We start from the raw sequence: 15365 nt of genomic DNA, 5'->3' as shown, positions 1-15365 counted from the left end.
GTTGCTGCTTCGGGCACTAGCGCAGTTGTCGCAGCGCACTGCTGCCGGCGAAGGCCGCGGCGCAGCCCAGCTCCGCTTCGATGCAAAGCAGCCGGTTGTACTTGGCCACGCGGTCGGAACGGCTGAGCGAGCCGGTCTTGATCTGCGTGGCCGCGGTGCATACGCTCAGGTCGGCAATGGTGGTGTCCTCGGTCTCGCCGGAGCGGTGCGAGATCACCGACGCATAGCCGGCACGCTCGGCCACGTCGATGGCCTGCAGCGTCTCGGTCAGCGTGCCGATCTGGTTGGGCTTGATCAGGATCGCGTTGGCAACGCCCTGCGCGATGCCTTCGGACAGGATCGCGGCGTTGGTGACGAACAGGTCGTCGCCTACCAGCTGCACCTGCGCGCCGAGTTTCTCAGTCAGAAGCCGCCAGCCCCGCCAGTCCTGCTCGGCCATGCCGTCTTCGATGGTGACGATGGGATACTGGCGCACCCAGCCGGCCAGCAGGTCGACAAAGCCTTCGGCGTCGTAGCTGCGGCCTTCCGACGCCAGCACGTAGCGGCCCTCGGCATGGAACTCCGAGCTGGCCACGTCCAGGCCCAGCGCGATATCGCGGCCGGCCCCGAAGCCGGCGGCCTCCACCGCTTGCAGGATCACTTCCAGCGCATGCTCGTTCGAGGCCAGGTCCGGGGCAAAGCCGCCCTCGTCGCCGACCGCGGTGGAAAAGCCGCGCTCGCGCAGCACGCGCTTGAGCGTATGGAACACCTCGGCGCCCCAGCGCAGCGCTTCGGAAAGACTGGGCGCGCCCACGGGCAGGATCATGAATTCCTGCATGTCGACGCTGTTGTCGGCATGCGCACCGCCGTTGATGATGTTCATCATCGGCAAGGGCAGGCGCGTCTCGGCGCGCCCTGCCCCAAGCGAGCGGTACAGCGGCACGCCCGCCGACGCCGCAGCCGCCCGCGCGGTGGCGAGCGAAACCGCGAGCAACGCATTGGCGCCGAGGCGCGACTTGTCGGCGGTGCCGTCCAGCCGGATCAGGCACGCATCCACTTCGGCCTGGTCCGCTGCCTGCATGCCGGCGAGCGTGCGGGCGATATCGACATTGATATGCTGCACGGCCTTGCGCACGCCCTTGCCGAGATAGCGGCGCGGATCGCCGTCGCGCAGCTCCAGCGCCTCGCGCGAGCCGGTGGAGGCGCCCGACGGTGCTGCCGCGAACCCTTGCGCGCCATCGGCCAGCAGCACGCGCGCGGCCACGGTGGGATTGCCGCGCGAGTCGAGGATCTCGTAGCCGAGGATTTCCTTGATGACAGCCATCTCGCTCCCCCTACCGGACCTGCGCGATGCGCAGCAGGTTGGTCGTGCCCGCGACGGTAAAGGGCAGCCCCGCCGAGATCACGATCGACTGGCCGGCCGCGCCGAACTGCTCCTTGAGCACGGTGCGGCTGGCCACTTCGGTCATCTCCACCACGTCGACCACTTCATGGCAGAGCACCGCGTGCACGCCCCACGCCAGCGCGAGGCGGCGCGCGGTGGCAAGCCGCGGCGTCATGCCGAGGATCGGCACCTCGGGCCGTTCGCGCGCCATGCGCAGCGCGGAATAGCCGGAGCTGGTATAGGCTACCGCCGCGGGCGCGCCCAGCAGGCTGGCCACGTGCCGCACGGCGTAGCCGATGGCGTCGGCAGCGTCGGCACGCGGTGCCGAATGCGAGGCCTGGATGGCTTCGTGGTAGTGCGGGTCGGATTCGGTGCGGGTGATGATGCTGTCCATCATCTTCACCGCTTCCACCGGATAGCGGCCCGACGCCGATTCCGCGGACAGCATCACTGCGTCGGCGCCGTCATAGATGGCGGTGGCGACGTCGGATGCCTCGGCGCGGGTCGGCACCGGTGCGGCCACCATCGACTCCAGCATTTGCGTGGCCACTATCACCGGCTTGCCGGCCTTGCGGCAGGCGCGCACGATGCGCTTCTGCAGCGACGGCACCTGTTCGGCAGGCATTTCCACGCCGAGGTCGCCGCGTGCCACCATGATTGCGTCGGACGCCTCGACGATCGCCTCCAGGCTCTGGATCGCGGCCGGCTTCTCCAGCTTGGCGACGATGCCGGCGCGGCCGTCGACGATCTGGCGGATCTCCTCGATATCCTCGGCGCGCTGCACGAACGACAGCGCCACCCAGTCCACCCCGAGCGACAGCCCGAAGTCCAGGTCGGCGCGGTCCTTTTCGGTCATGGCCGACAGCGGCAGCACCACGCCCGGCACGTTGACGCCCTTGCGGTCGGACAGCGTGCCGCCGTTGACGACCACGGTCTCGGCATAGTCGGCGCCGCAGCGCTCCACGCGCAGCCGCACCCGGCCGTCGTCGACCAGCAGTTCCGCGCCTGGCTGCAGCGCCGCGAAGATCTCCGGATGCGGCAGGCTCACGCGCTGCGCGCTTCCGGGCACGGACGCATCCAGATCGAGCCGGAATGCTGCCTGCGCCGCCACTTGCACCGGACCCTCGGCAAAGGTGCCGATGCGCAGCTTGGGACCCTGCAGGTCAAGCAGCACGCCGATCGGGCGGCCGCGTTCCTGTTCGATCGCGCGGACGGCGTGCAGGCGCTGCTTGTGGTCTTCATGCGAGCCATGGCTGAAGTTGAGCCGGAACACATCGGCTCCCGCATCGAACAGCTGGCCGATGGTGGCCGGATCCGAACTGGCGGGCCCGAGCGTGGCCACGATCTTTGCGTTGCGAAGGCGTCTCATGTGTTGGCTCCGGAAGCGCGCGTCAGCACGATCGCGCGGAAATCATTGACATTGGTCAGCGTGGGGCCGGTCACGACCGCGTCCCCCAGCGCCTCGAAGAATCCATGGCCGTCGTTGGCGGCCAGCGCGTCCTGCGGGTTCAGGCCGGCGCGCCATGCGCGCTCGAGCGTGTCAGGGCCGATCACCGCACCGGCGATCTCTTCCTGCCCGTCGACGCCGTCGGTGTCGCCGGCGATGGCATGGATGCCGGCCTCGCCGCGCAGGGCCAGCGCCAGCGACAGCAGGAACTCGACATTGCGGCCGCCCTGGCCGTTGCCGCGCACGGTGACCGTGGTCTCGCCGCCGGACAGCAGCACGCACGGCGCGGCAAAGGGCTGGCCGTGCCTGGCCGCCGCCAGCGCGATGCCGCCCAGCACCTTGCCAACCTCGCGGGCCTCGCCCTCGATGGCGTCGCCGAGCACATGCACGGCATACCCGGCGTCGCGGCCCGCTTGCGCAGCGGCCTGCAGCGCCAGCCGCGGCGTGGCGATCCACTCGGTGCGGATGCGCGGCAGGCGCGGGTCGCCGGGCTTGGGCGTCTCGGCCGCGTCGGACTGCAGCGCGGCCAGCACGTGGGCAGGCAGGTCGATGGCGTAGCGCCTGACGATGGCCAGCGCATCGGCGCACGTGGTCGGGTCGGGCACGGTCGGGCCGGAGGCGACGTCGATGGCGTCGTCGCCCGGCACGTCGGAAATCAGCAGGTTCAGCACCTGCGCGGGGTAGCACGCGGCGGCCAGCCTGCCGCCCTTGATCGCGGACAGGTGGCGGCGCACGCAGTTCATCTCGGAGATTGTCGCCCCCGACTTGAGCAGCGCGCGGTTCACCTGCTGCTTGTCGTCCAGCGTGATGCCGGCCAGCGGCAGCGGCAGCAGCGACGAGCCGCCGCCGGAGACCAGGCAGATCACGAGGTCGTCCTCGCTGAGGCCGGACACCAGTTCCAGCATGCGGCGCGAGGCGGCCAGCCCGGCATCGTCCGGCACCGGGTGCGCGGCTTCGACGATCTCGATGCGCGCGCAAGGCACCGCGTAGCCGTAGCGCGTCACCACCAGCCCCTGCAGCGGGCCTGGCCACGCTGCTTCCAGCGCTGCGGCCATGGCCGCAGAGGCCTTGCCGGCACCGATGACGATGGTGCGGCCGCGCGGCGCTGCGGGCAGGTGGCGCGCCAGCGTGCGTGCCGGCTGCGCGGCGGCGATGGCCGCGTCGAACATGCGCCGCAGCAGCACGTCGGGATCGATCGTTGGCATGGTCACGGCGCGCTCATGGATCATGGCTGTTTCCTGCTGATTCGGTGTTTCGTAAGGCAAACGCTCCCCCCGGCACAGCTCTGGGCGTGCTGCTTGTGGCGGAAGGCGGTGCGGCTATGCCGCTGGTTTGCTCCCCTCTCCCGCGCGCGGGAGAGGGGAGCGTTCACGACGGCTAGCGGCTAGCGGTTGGCGCGCGAACGCTCAGGCTGCCCTGGCCTGCTTGCCGGACAGCAGTTCGCACACGGCTTGCGTCACCTGCGCGGTGGTGGCCTTGCCACCCAGGTCGCCGGTATGCAGCGCCGCGTTGGCGGTCACCGCCTCGACCGCCTCCATCACACGCTGGGCCGCGGCGTGCTCGCCCAGGTGTTCCAGCAGCATCACCACCGACCAGAACGTGCCGACCGGATTGGCCAGGCCCTTGCCCATGATGTCGAAGGCCGAACCGTGGATCGGCTCGAACATCGACGGATAGCGGCGTTCCGGGTCGATATTGCCGGTTGGGGCGATGCCCAGGCTGCCGGCCAGCGCCGCGGCCAGGTCGCTCAGGATGTCGGCGTGCAGGTTGGTGGCAACGATGGTGTCGAGCGACTTCGGGCGGTTGACCATGCGCGCGGTGGCGGCATCGACCAGTTCCTTGTCCCAGGTGACGTCCGGGAAATCCTCCGCCACCTGCACCGCGACCTCGTCCCACATCACCATGGCGTGGCGCTGCGCGTTGGACTTGGTGATCACCGTCAGCTGCTTGCGCGGACGCGATTGCGCCAGCTTGAAGGCGAAGCGCAGGATGCGTTCGACGCCGACGCGGGTCATCATGCTGACATCGGTGGCGGCCTCGATCGGATGGCCCTGGTGCACGCGGCCGCCGACGCCCGAGTATTCGCCTTCCGAGTTCTCGCGCACGATCACCCAGTTCAGGTCTTCCGGCGCGCAGCGCTTGAGCGGCGCGTCGATGCCCGGCAGGATGCGGGTCGGGCGCACGTTGGCGTACTGGTCGAAGCCCTGGCAGATCTTCAGGCGCAGGCCCCACAGCGTGATGTGGTCGGGGATATGCGGGTCGCCGGCCGAGCCGAACAGGATCGCATCCTTGTCGCGCAGCGCGTCCAGGCCATCGGCGGGCATCATCACGCCGTGCTGGCGGTAGTAGTCGCCGCCCCAGTCGAAGTCTTCGAACTCGAAGCGGAAATCGGCGCCGGCGGCGGCCAGCGCTTCCATCACCTGGCGGCCCGCGGGTATCACTTCCTTGCCGATGCCATCGCCGGGGATGGTCGCGATGCGGTAGGTCTTCATCTCTTGTCTCCTGGTCAGAATCCGTGTGAATCCGTGTGTTTGCACGATTGCGTGGAATGGATTCTGGGCCGTGGACAAGGTTTTGGATCGCTTGTAAAGTTAAACCATTCTTAACCTGAGATTAAAGCTGGCATGGCATCGTCCGCAGGAATCCAGCCGTCGGAACTGGGCTTTTTCACGTCGGTGGCCACCGCCGGCAGCCTGAGCGCGGCCGCGCGCGACCTTGGCATCACAACCGCGGCGGTCAGCAAGCGGCTGGCACAGATGGAGGCGCGCATCGGCATGCCGCTGGTCACGCGCACCACCCGGCGCATGAGCCTGACGCCCGAGGGCGAGGTCTACCTGGAGCACGCGCGGCGCATCCTGAGCGAGATCGAGGACCTGGACCAGCTGCTGACGCGTTCCAAGGGCAAGCCGAGCGGCCTGCTGCGCGTCAATGCCACGCTCGGGTTCGGCCGCATGCACGTGGCGCCGGTGATTTCCGAGTACGTCGCGGCCTATCCCGAAGTCGACGTGCAGCTGCAGCTGTCGGCCGACCCGCCACCGCTGAACGAAGATGCGTTCGACGTCTGCATCCGCTTCGGCCAGCCGCCCGATGCGCGTATCGTGGCGCGCAAGCTGGCGCCCAACCGGCGCCTGCTATGCGCGTCGCCCAAGTACCTGCGCGATCACGGCATCCCCAACACGCCGGCCGACCTGCGCCGCCACAACTGCATCGGCATCCGGCAGGGCAGCGACGCCTACGGCGTGTGGCGCCTGACCACCGGCAAGGGGGCTAAGGCGCGTACCGAAACCGTGCGCGTGCGCGGCAACCTGACCACCAACGACGGCGAGATCGCGGTCAACTGGGCGCTGGAAGGCCACGGCATCCTGATGCGGGCCGAATGGGATATCGAGCGATTCCTGCGCAGCGGACGGTTGGTGCAGGTGTTGCCGCAGTACGCCACGCCGGAGGCCGACATCTACGCGGTCTATCACCAGCGGCATCAGCTGTCGTCGCGGCTCCGGCTGTTCGTCGAGTTCATGGCGGCGAAGTTCAGCGAGTTCGGCGAGCCGGCAAAAGTGCCGGCATGACTGTCGCTGCATGCAGCATTTACAACCCGGCGCTGCCTGGTGCGCCGAAAGCAAGGCCTGCGTGGATGGTGCGTTTCCTGCATGGCGCTGTACTCCACGTGCTGCGATCCAAACGGACAGGAGGCCACCGCCATGAGCATCTTCAAGGACATCCTCAACAAGCTGCTGGGCCGGGCCAAGCCGGCTGCCACGACTTCGGGCACCCCCGCCGGCACATCCGCCGGCACAGCGGCTGGCACGCCGACCTCGGCAGGCGCGGCACCCGCGCCGTCGAGCCCGTCGCCCGCGTCGGCAGGCGCCACCACGCCCGCAGGCAGCGCTGGCCAGGCCGCGGCCAAACCCACGCCGCTGTCGGGCGTCGACGTCGAATCCATCATGGACAACCTGGTCAGGGAGAGCGGCCAGACGCTGAACTGGCGCACGTCCATCGTTGACACGATGAAGGCGCTGGGCATCGACAGCAGCCTCGAGCACCGCAAGGAACTGGCGCGCGAGCTGCACTACAGCGGCGACATGAACGATTCCGCCGGGATGAATGTCTGGCTGCACAAGCGCCTGATGCAGGAGCTTGCGGCCAACGGCGGCAAGCTGCCGGCGGACTTGTCGTAAGGAAATCCGGGAAGCGTTGGCGGCTGCCTCAGGAAAGGGCCGGCGGCCGCCTCAGCCGCCGATGCCCGCCCAGCGCAGGTGCTTGTCCCAGTCGGCGTCGCCGATCACGCCGGATACGCCCTGCCGCTGGCCGTCGGCCCGATAGAAGTACGTGCGCGGCATCTCCCCCATCCAGTCGGGATCGACCGAATAGCGCAGCCTCTCCTGCGGCTCGTTGCCGAACATCCACGCGTCGCGCGTCAGGTTGACGCGCTTGAGCAGCTGCTGCACCTGCGGCAGCGCGTCGGGCCGGTCCATGGCCAGCGTGACCACGCGCAGGCTGCGATGCTTCGCCTGCAGCTTGCCGATGGCTTCGAAATTACGCTTGCAGTAGACGCAGTCGAGCGACCACACCACCAGCACGAAGGGCTTGCCCTGCTGGCTGGCACTGAGCTGCGCGGCACTGGCGGATTCGAACACCGATACGCGTTCGGCCGCGTGCGCCATGCCGGCGACGCCGAGCGCGATCGTGGCGCCCGCCAGCGCGGCGATGAGTTTGCGACGCAATGTCATGCGCCCTCCTGCGCCAGCGGGAAGACCTGGAAGCCTTCGGCCTCGGTGCGCCACAGCACGTAGGCGCGGCCGCCGTGCTGCAGCAGGTGCGGCTGGTCCGAATCGCGCGCGGTGCCGGCAACCTGGCGCGTCTGCCAGGTCTTGCCGCCGTCCTGCGACAGCATCGCCGAGAGCCGGGTCTGCTGGCCGTCGAACGATTTCCACGCCACCACGATGCGATGGTCGTCGAGCGCGACGATATCGGCATGCTGCGCGCGCGGGTCGTCCAGCGGACGCTGCGCCTGCAGCTTGCCGTCCCGGAAGCGGCCGACCGATACCGTCGGCTTGCCTGCCTTCACGTTGAACCAGACCATGTGCAGCATGCCGTCCGGCGCCACCGCGGCGCCCGGGCCGTGGTGCGGGCAGGCGTCGATGCGCCAGTCGTCGAAGGTCGCGCGCTGCATCGGCGCGGGCGTGCCGTCGGCGCCGAGCAGTGCCACCGCGTGGTCGCGCGCGTTGGGCGGGAACACGTGGCGCCACAGCGCCAGCATCTTGCCGTCCGGCGTCGGCGCGAGCGCGATGCGGCAGCATTCGCAGGACTGGTCGGCGATCTTGTAATCGCCCTGGAAGCTCTTGCCGTGGTCGGCCGATACCGCGTAGTAGATCGCAGCGCCGGCATAGGGCTGCCTGCGCGCTTCGGCGGCGACCACGTCGCGCTTGTCGATCCAGCTGACGAAGACGCGGCCGGCCGGGTCCACCGCGATCGCGTCGAAGCGGTGCGCGATCTGGTCGCGGTTGGCATGCACGGTCACCGGCGCGGCAAAGGTCTTGCCGCCGTCGGCGGAGCGCGCGAAGCGGATAAAGCCGGTATAGGGCTTGGGCAGCGGCTGGGTCCAGGTGACGTAGATCTCGCCGTCGCGGCCGGTGGCAACCTTGGGCCGGCTGTCGTGGTCAGCAGCCACGGCTTCGGGCACGCGGTTGACGTGCTGCACCGGCCCGAAGCTGCGACCCTGGTCGGCCGACGCGCGCACGGCCACGTGCTGGCCGTCCTTGTAGGCGATCCACAAGCGGCCGTCGCGATCGAAGGCGGCGCCGGTGCCGAGTTCGCTCATCGCCTTCGGCGCCGCGCTTTGCGCACCGTGGCCGGCATGGTTGCCATGGGACTGCGCCATCGCGGCGAACGCCGTGCAGGCGATCACGCCGGCGGCAAGGAAGCGGAAGCTGCGGGGCAAGCGCTGCAGGGGAATGGTCAGGATCGGACTGGTCACTGCACTCAGAAGGAAAGCTTGGCCTCGGCGTAGAACGTCCGGCCCGGGTACGGGTGGTAGACGAAGTAACGCTGGTCGGTCAGGTTGTCGATGCCAAGCCCGAGCCGCACGTTCCTGGCGGGCTTGTAGGTCACCTTGACGTCGAAGGTCAGGAAACTGCTGGTGCCGCCGAAGGTGTCGGGATTGACGTCGCTGTTATCGAGCGTATTGTACTGCCGCCCCGAATAGGTCATCGCCAGCGTGCCGGCCCATGCCGGCGTAAAGCGGTAGGTGCCGACCAGGTTCGCGCGCCACTGCGGGATGCGATAGAAATACTTGCCCACCGATGCCGGGTTATTGGCATTCTCCAGCGTCTTGGAATGGTTGTACGCGCCGCTGGCCGACAGGTCGAAGCCGCTGGTCAGCACGTCGCGCCCGTCGTAGGCAAGCTCGATGCCACGCGTACGCACGCGGTCCACGTTCTGGAAACTGGTGACGGTGGGGAACACCGTGGTATTGGTCTGGCTGACCAGCGCATCGCGGATGTCGTCTTCATACACCGACACGCGGAAGTACGAACGGTCGACCGTGCGTTCGAAGGTCAGGTCCTTCGAGAAGGAGCGCTCCGGTTTCAGGTTGGGATCGTTGTTGATCAGCGAGGTGCCGGTGATGCGGCCCTGGAACAGCTCGGCGACGGTCGGGTAGCGCCAGGCCTGGCCGAGCGACAGCCGGCCCAGCCAGTCCTGACCGATGGCCTTTTCCAGCGCCAGCTTGGGCGACCAGTTGGACTCGCTGCGCACCGGGTAGGCGACATCTACGCCTGGCTGGCTGCGGCTGCCGTCATAGGCGCGCCAGTGCTCCCAGCGCACGCCCGGGATCAGCTTCCAGTCCTCGGCGAAGTACCACGCGTCCTGCGCGTACAGCGCCTGCGTCTCGGTCTTGCCGGCAAAGGCGTTGTTGAACGCGGAGATGGTGGCGGCCTGCCAGTCCGAGGTGTTGTAGGTGGTGTTGCTGAGCCTGTAGTTGTCGTAGTGGTAGCCGAGGGTGACCCAGTGGCCGCCCTTGAGCTGCTGCGGGCGGTAGTCGGCCTTCAGGTCGAGCGTGCGCCAGCCGGTGCCGTCGCCATAGGTCACCGTGCCCGGGCCATTGCCCGCGGTGCTGGCGGTGCGGCTGATGTCCTTGGTGACATCGAACAGCGATGCCACGCCGGAGAAATTCCACCCGGTCTCGTTGCGCGTGCGCAGCGACAGGCCGTAGAGCCAGCGCGCGTCCTCGCCATTGCCCGGCGCAAACGCGTTGGCGGGGATCACGTAGCGGAGGCCGCCGATATTGACCGGGCCGCTCGACACCACGTTGCCGTCGGCATCGCGCAGGTAGCTGCCGGTGGCGCTGGAGCGGTCCTGCTGCCAGTAGGCGGCGGTGAACTGCGCCTGCAGGGTATTGGTGATGTCGTAGCCGAGCTTGAGCTTGAGCTGGTCCTGCACGGTGTGCGTGACGCCCTCGCTGTTGACGCCCATCACGGTGCGGTCGGCGCCGGTCTGGTCCTGGTCGAAGTAGGCGCCGGTCACGGGCTTGTCGGCCGAAGTCGCCCGCACGCTGGAGCGCGCCGCGGTGTAGAAGCTCAGCGGCTGGCTCTTGCTGTCCTGCCGGTCGACGCTGACCAGCCACGAGAACGGCCCGGCGCGGTCGCCCACGTAGGCGTTGGCGTGCACGCCGTTGAAACTGTCGTGCGTGCCGTACAGGTTGAAGCGCTGCGTGAATAGCTGCACGCTGGCATCGCCCTCGAACTTCTCCGGTGTGCGCGTACTGATCAGCACGGTCGCGCCCAGCGAATTGCCCGGGTACAGCGCCGAATACGGGCCATACAGCACGTCGACGCGCTCGATCTCGGCGGCGTTGACCAGCGACCAGCGCGGCGGGAAAGTGAAATCGGAGCCCAGCAGGTTGGAAAGCAGCAGGCCGTCGGCATAGACCAGCCCGCGCGCCGACTGGCGCGAGCTAGTGCTGCGCACCGAGATGATCGAGTTCATATCGCCGATGAAGCGCTTGCGCACGGCGAGGTTGGGCGCGTACTTGAGCGCGTCTTCGGTGTTGACCACGTTGAAGTCCGCCATGCGTGCGGCGCTGATGCCATAGGCGGGCGATGGCGTATTGGGCGGCGTGGCCGGCGTTTCGCCGCGCCCGGTCTTCGCCGAGACCACGACTTCCTGCAAGGGCTGCGGCGCGCTGACGGGTTCATCCGGCTGCGCGCCGGCGATGCCGGGGCCCATCAGCGCGGCCGAGGCGGCCAGCGCAATCCGATTTCTTCTCACTGGAATACCTTTTCTGTTCTTCTGGCTCGCCCGACCGGTGCGCCGTATCCGGCTCGTGCTACGGCGCACTTCCTCCGCGTAGCGAGTGCTGACATTCTAGGGGGCGGGTCGGCTTGACGCAGTGCGACATAGCGCCGCGCCGGTAAAGAAGCGACTCGACCCATCCATGCGAACACGACTGGCTCTATTCGCGTTTACCCGCATATCCACTTGCGGCCTTTGTCTCTAGATTTGCGCGGATTGGCGTTCGCGCCAACGTGATGCTGGGAGAGACTGATCCGGCGGCAGCCGCCGCGGACAGCGCCGAAGGAGCAACCGCCCCGGAAACTCTCAGGCAAAAGGACCGGTATCACGCGTCACAGCACTCTGAAGAATGCCGCCATCGTCAGCCGGCATACCGAAGGAGCAAGCGGCCCCCGCCACCGGTACCCCCGGGCACCACCGGCGGCTGTCGTGAATCTCTCAGGTCAGGAACAGAGGGGGCGTCCGCCACGCATGTCGCGTGCGGGCTCCCACCCCGACGTTTCTGGACTGCCAGATCATGAAGACAATCGCCGTCATCGGCGGTGGCATCACCGGTGTCACCACGGCCTACGCGCTCGCCCGGCGCGGATTCTCCGTCACCCTGTTCGAGCGCCACCGCTACGCCGCGATGGAAACCTCGTTCGCCAACGGCGGGCAGCTATCCGCCTCCAATGCCGAGGTGTGGACGCACTGGTCCACCATCATCAAGGGCCTGAAGTGGATGCTGCGCAGCGACGCCCCGCTGCTGGTCAACCCGCGCCCGAGCTGGCACAAGCTGAGCTGGTTCGCCGAGTTCATCGCCTCGATCCCGCATTACCGCCGCAACACCATCGAGACCGCGCGCCTGGCCATCGCGGCGCGCGAGCACCTGTTCGCGTGGGCGGCGCAGGAAGGCATCGACTTCGACCACAAGCGCGAAGGCATCCTGCATATCTATCGCGACAAGGCGGGCTTCGAGCACGCGGGCCGCGTCTCGGCGCTGCTGGCGCAGGGCGGGCTGGAGCGCCGCGCGGTGACGCCGGCGGAAATGCGCGCGATCGAGCCGACGCTGGCCGGCACCTACTACGGCGGCTATTTCACCGAAAGCGATTCGACCGGCGACATCCACAAGTTCACCAGCGGCCTGGCCGCCGCCATCGAGCGCATGGGCGTGCACTGCCGCTACGGCGAGGACGTGCGCAAGGTCACCACCGATGGCCGCAGCGCCAGCGTGACCGTGCAGGAAGGCGCGGACAGCGCCACCTCGACCTTCGACGGCGCGGTGATCTGCGCCGGCACCGCCAGCCGCGCGCTGGCCGCCGGGCTGGGCGACCGCGTCAACATCTATCCGGTCAAGGGCTATTCCATCACCGTCAACCTGAACGACGCGGGCAGCCGCACCGCGGCGCCGACCGTCAGCCTGCTCGACGATGAAACCAAGCTGGTCACCAGCCGCCTGGGCGACGACCGCTTCCGCGTGGCCGGCACCGCGGAGTTCAACGGCTTCAACCGCGACATCCGCGCCGACCGCATCCGGCCGCTGGTGGAATGGGTGCAGCAGTGCTTCCCCGGCGTCAGCACGCGCAGCGTGGTGCCGTGGGCGGGGCTGCGGCCGATGCTGCCGGATATGCTGCCGCGTGTTGGGCGGGGGCGGGCCCGGTGCGTGTTCTACAACACCGGGCATGGGCACCTTGGCTGGACGCTGTCGGCGGTGACGGCGGATATGGTGGCGGGGGTGGTGGCGCAGGCGCTGGTTGAGCCGAAAGTCTCGGGCGTGGGCTCGCTGGGACTTGCCAAGGCTTGAGATTGCCAGTTGAGCGCCTCGCTATTGCCAGCGCTGGCCCTCTCCCCCAGCCCCTCTCCCGCTCGCGGGAGAGGTACGGGGGAGAGGGCGGGAGCCTCCACGGAGTGAAGCGCCACCGCCCGCCGTGAACCGCTCAGGCCGGCGCAAACACCGGCACCGGCGCCCCATCCACGCTGGGCGCGAACCTGACCTTCACCTTCTGCCCGATGCGCACCTCATCGAGATCGCAATCGACGATATGGGTCATCATGGTCACGCCCTCGTCCAGCGTCACATAGGCAATGCAATACGCCTGCGGGCCAGCCTTGCGCGTGACGCTGTACGAGTAGATGGTGCCGCGGCCGCTGGCGGTCTTCCAGACCGTATCGCCCATGCAGAACGGGCACAGCGTGCGCGGATACCAGTGCGTCTTGCCGCATGACTGGCAGTGCTTGACCAGCAGCCGGCCTTCGCGCGCGGCCTGCCAGAATTCGATGTTGTCGGGCTGTTCGTCCGGGGCCTTGTAGGCCATGGGAGTGTGCGGGGTCGTCATGTCAGTTGCTCCGGCGATCGTTCATTATTCGCGCTCGAGGATCAGGGTGGCGCTGCCGTGGCGCGAGCCCAGGTAGCCGCCGGTGCCTTGCGCCAGCGCCAGGTCGCAGTTCTTCACCTGCACCGCCGGATGCGCCTCGCCGCGCAGCTGGCGCACGGCCTCGATCACCTTGGTGATGCCGCCGCGGTTGGCCGGGTGGTTGTTGCACAGGCCACCGCCATCGGTATTGAACGGCAGCTTGCCGACGCCCGAGATCAGGTTGCCGTCGGCCACGAACTTGCCGCCTTCGCCCTTCTTGCAGAAGCCCAGGTCTTCCAGCTGCATCAGCACGGTGATGGTGAAGCTGTCGTAGATCGAGGCGTACTTGATGTCGGCCGGGGTCACGCCGGCTTCAGCGAACGCGGCCGCGCCGGAAAACTTCGCGCCCGACCAGCTCAGGTCGACCTCGCCGCCGAGCTGGCCCTTGACGTATTCACCGGCGCCGATGATCTTCACCTTCGGGCGCCTGAGCGTGGCCGCGATCTCGGGCCGCGCCACGATCAGCGCGCCGCCGCCGTCGGACACCACGCAGCAGTCGAGCTTGTGCAGCGGGTCGGCGATCAACGGCGAGTTCAGCACCTCTTCCACCGTGACCACGTTGCGCAGCATCGCGTGCGGGTTGTGCTGCGCGTGGTGCGACGCCGCCACCTTGACCCATGCCAGCTGCTCGGGCGTGGTGCCGTACTCGTACATATGGCGCATCGCCACCATCGCGTACAGGTTGACGGTGACGGGATTGAACGGCGCCTCGAACGGGGCGTCCGGCAGGTTGGCGCCCCAGTTGCGCGCCTGCGTGCCGGTCGAGCCTTCGGAGCGCGGCCGGCCCGCCAGCGTGATCAGCGCCACGTTGCACTTGCCGGCGGCAATGGCCTGCGCGGCGTGCGAGACATGCACCAGGTAGGCGGAGCCGCCGGTGTCGGTGGAGTCCACGTGGCGCACCTTCAGGCCGAGGTAGTCGACCATGTTGGTGGCGCCCAGCCCCGGCGCATCGCCGGCGCAGAAGTAGCCATCCACGTCCGCCAGGGTCAGGCCGGCATCGGCCAGCGCGCCGCGCGCGGATTCCGCGTGCAGCTGCGCCACCGACTTGTCCGGCGCCTTGCGGGTCGGGTGCTCGTAGGCCCCGACGATATATGCCTTGCCTTTGATGCTCATGGGAGTCTCGTCCTGCTTGGGATTGATATTGGGGAACTTCAGAAGCGCATCTGCACCAGCCAGGTCGCCACCATGGCCGGCCGCTCGCTGCCTTCGACCTGCATCTCTACTTTCCAGTGGCAGCGCACTTCACCGGGGCGGACTTCGTCGAGCTGCTGCAGCGTGAACGCGCCGCGCACGCGCGCGCCGGCCGGCACCGGGCCGGTGAAGCGCAGCCGGTCGAAGCCATAGTTCAGCGCCAGCTTGCGGCCCGGAAAGGTAAAGCACTGCCCGAACGCCGCCGACACCATCGACACGATCAGGAAGGCGTGCGCGACCGTGCAGCCGTATGGCGAATCCGCCGCGGCGCGCTCGGGGTCCACGTAGATCCACTGCCGGTCATGCGTCAGCTCGGCGAAGGTATCGATGGCGTCCTGCCCGATGGGGAAATACTCGCTCACGGCGGCGGGCGCGGCGCAAAGCGCGCGCAGGTCGTCGAGCGATGCAATGCTGTGCATGAGGCTCCTGTCGGTCCAGGCCTGGTCAGGCGCGGCGGGCGCGATCGGCGCGATCGGCCTGCGCCCGGCCGGCTGTCTCCGTTGTGTTCCTTGAGTGTTCCTTGATACGGAATCTGTTGCTGCACGGCAGCTTGCAATCGAGTGTAGCGACGCCGCGGAACCGGCGTCCAATATCGTTTGCCGCGCGATCGATAAGCGCTGTTTATCGACCCACCCGGCGCGCGCGGTTGCCCGGGGGGCGCGCGGCGCACTAAGATGTGGCT

The 15365-nt window shown here is 68.4% G+C and carries 13 protein-coding genes and 2 riboswitches; of the genes, 3 read left to right on the top strand and 10 right to left on the bottom strand.

Annotated elements, in window-relative coordinates; all coding sequences use genetic code 11:
- Positions 1-16 precede the first annotated feature (16 nt).
- The 4 genes from eno to E0W60_RS07550 form a co-directional block, all read right to left on the bottom strand.
- Positions 17-1303 carry a phosphopyruvate hydratase gene (gene eno, locus E0W60_RS07565; protein WP_135703527.1) on the bottom strand — a complete coding sequence of 429 codons (1287 nt, stop codon included), beginning with the start codon at positions 1301-1303 and terminating at the stop codon, positions 17-19.
- Positions 1304-1313: 10 nt separating this feature from the next.
- Entirely contained in the window at positions 1314-2732 is a 1419-nt protein-coding gene (gene pyk / locus E0W60_RS07560) for a pyruvate kinase (protein ID WP_135703526.1), read from the bottom strand.
- On the bottom strand, positions 2729-4039 hold the full coding sequence (locus E0W60_RS07555; protein WP_240745761.1) for a glycerate kinase type-2 family protein: 1311 nt from the start codon (positions 4037-4039) through the stop codon (positions 2729-2731). Before E0W60_RS07555 ends, pyk begins: the two co-directional genes overlap by 4 nt.
- 177 nt (positions 4040-4216) lie before the next feature.
- Positions 4217-5302, bottom strand: a complete 1086-nt coding sequence (locus E0W60_RS07550; RefSeq protein ID WP_135703525.1) for a tartrate dehydrogenase — start codon at positions 5300-5302, stop codon at positions 4217-4219.
- 132 nt (positions 5303-5434) lie between these two features.
- On the opposite strand from E0W60_RS07550, the gene E0W60_RS07545 reads away from it, so the two are divergent.
- Together E0W60_RS07545 and E0W60_RS07540 are read left to right on the top strand one after the other, a co-directional pair.
- Entirely contained in the window at positions 5435-6376 is a 942-nt protein-coding gene (locus tag E0W60_RS07545; RefSeq protein ID WP_133093381.1) for a LysR family transcriptional regulator, read from the top strand.
- Positions 6377-6508: 132 nt separating this feature from the next.
- Entirely contained in the window at positions 6509-6985 is a 477-nt protein-coding gene (locus E0W60_RS07540) for a DUF3597 domain-containing protein (RefSeq protein WP_135703524.1), read from the top strand.
- A gap of 51 nt (positions 6986-7036) precedes the next feature.
- Here E0W60_RS07540 and E0W60_RS07535 read toward each other — a convergent pair whose 3' ends face one another.
- Genes E0W60_RS07535 through E0W60_RS07525 form a run of 3 tightly spaced genes read right to left on the bottom strand, consistent with a single transcriptional unit; the run spans position 7037 to position 11075 of the window.
- Positions 7037-7537 (bottom strand): TlpA family protein disulfide reductase, encoded by a 501-nt coding sequence (locus E0W60_RS07535; RefSeq protein ID WP_135703523.1) that lies wholly within the window; start codon positions 7535-7537, stop codon positions 7037-7039.
- Entirely contained in the window at positions 7534-8784 is a 1251-nt protein-coding gene (locus E0W60_RS07530; protein ID WP_431189852.1) for a sialidase family protein, read from the bottom strand. Before E0W60_RS07530 ends, E0W60_RS07535 begins: the two co-directional genes overlap by 4 nt.
- A gap of 5 nt (positions 8785-8789) precedes the next feature.
- A complete protein-coding gene (locus E0W60_RS07525; protein ID WP_135703522.1) occupies positions 8790-11075 on the bottom strand; it encodes a TonB-dependent receptor in 2286 nt (761 codons plus the stop codon).
- A gap of 254 nt (positions 11076-11329) precedes the next feature.
- Positions 11330-11431, top strand: a riboswitch (glycine riboswitch).
- A riboswitch (glycine riboswitch) is annotated at positions 11432-11562 on the top strand.
- Between the two features lie 54 nt (positions 11563-11616).
- Here E0W60_RS07525 and E0W60_RS07520 point away from each other — a divergent pair.
- A complete protein-coding gene (locus E0W60_RS07520; RefSeq protein ID WP_135703521.1) occupies positions 11617-12882 on the top strand; it encodes a D-amino acid dehydrogenase in 1266 nt (421 codons plus the stop codon).
- Positions 12883-13015: 133 nt separating this feature from the next.
- Here E0W60_RS07520 and E0W60_RS07515 read toward each other — a convergent pair whose 3' ends face one another.
- From E0W60_RS07515 to E0W60_RS07505, 3 genes are read right to left on the bottom strand one after another with little or no spacing between them, the layout of a single operon-like run.
- Positions 13016-13414 carry a Zn-ribbon domain-containing OB-fold protein gene (locus E0W60_RS07515; protein WP_135703520.1) on the bottom strand — a complete coding sequence of 133 codons (399 nt, stop codon included), beginning with the start codon at positions 13412-13414 and terminating at the stop codon, positions 13016-13018.
- Positions 13415-13438: 24 nt separating this feature from the next.
- Entirely contained in the window at positions 13439-14605 is a 1167-nt protein-coding gene (locus E0W60_RS07510; protein ID WP_135703519.1) for a thiolase domain-containing protein, read from the bottom strand.
- 38 nt (positions 14606-14643) lie between these two features.
- Positions 14644-15102, bottom strand: coding sequence for a MaoC family dehydratase (locus E0W60_RS07505; RefSeq protein WP_135703518.1), 459 nt, complete (start codon positions 15100-15102; stop codon positions 14644-14646).
- Positions 15103-15365 lie beyond the last annotated feature (263 nt).

The sequence above is a fragment of the Cupriavidus oxalaticus genome (assembly GCF_004768545.1).
GTDB lineage: Bacteria > Pseudomonadota > Gammaproteobacteria > Burkholderiales > Burkholderiaceae > Cupriavidus > Cupriavidus oxalaticus_A.
Note: the sequence above shows the minus strand (reverse complement) of the source record. Positions and strands in the feature narration are given on the sequence as shown.

Coding starts and splice junctions, on each gene's coding strand:
- eno (WP_135703527.1), bottom strand. CDS start 1,303: ATGGCTGTCATCAAGGAAATCCTCGGCTACGAGATCCTCGACTCGCGC.
- pyk (WP_135703526.1), bottom strand. CDS start 2,732: ATGAGACGCCTTCGCAACGCAAAGATCGTGGCCACGCTCGGGCCCGCC.
- E0W60_RS07555 (WP_240745761.1), bottom strand. CDS start 4,039: ATGATCCATGAGCGCGCCGTGACCATGCCAACGATCGATCCCGACGTG.
- E0W60_RS07550 (WP_135703525.1), bottom strand. CDS start 5,302: ATGAAGACCTACCGCATCGCGACCATCCCCGGCGATGGCATCGGCAAG.
- E0W60_RS07545 (WP_133093381.1), top strand. CDS start 5,435: ATGGCATCGTCCGCAGGAATCCAGCCGTCGGAACTGGGCTTTTTCACG.
- E0W60_RS07540 (WP_135703524.1), top strand. CDS start 6,509: ATGAGCATCTTCAAGGACATCCTCAACAAGCTGCTGGGCCGGGCCAAG.
- E0W60_RS07535 (WP_135703523.1), bottom strand. CDS start 7,537: ATGACATTGCGTCGCAAACTCATCGCCGCGCTGGCGGGCGCCACGATC.
- E0W60_RS07520 (WP_135703521.1), top strand. CDS start 11,617: ATGAAGACAATCGCCGTCATCGGCGGTGGCATCACCGGTGTCACCACG.
- E0W60_RS07515 (WP_135703520.1), bottom strand. CDS start 13,414: ATGACGACCCCGCACACTCCCATGGCCTACAAGGCCCCGGACGAACAG.
- E0W60_RS07510 (WP_135703519.1), bottom strand. CDS start 14,605: ATGAGCATCAAAGGCAAGGCATATATCGTCGGGGCCTACGAGCACCCG.
- E0W60_RS07505 (WP_135703518.1), bottom strand. CDS start 15,102: ATGCACAGCATTGCATCGCTCGACGACCTGCGCGCGCTTTGCGCCGCG.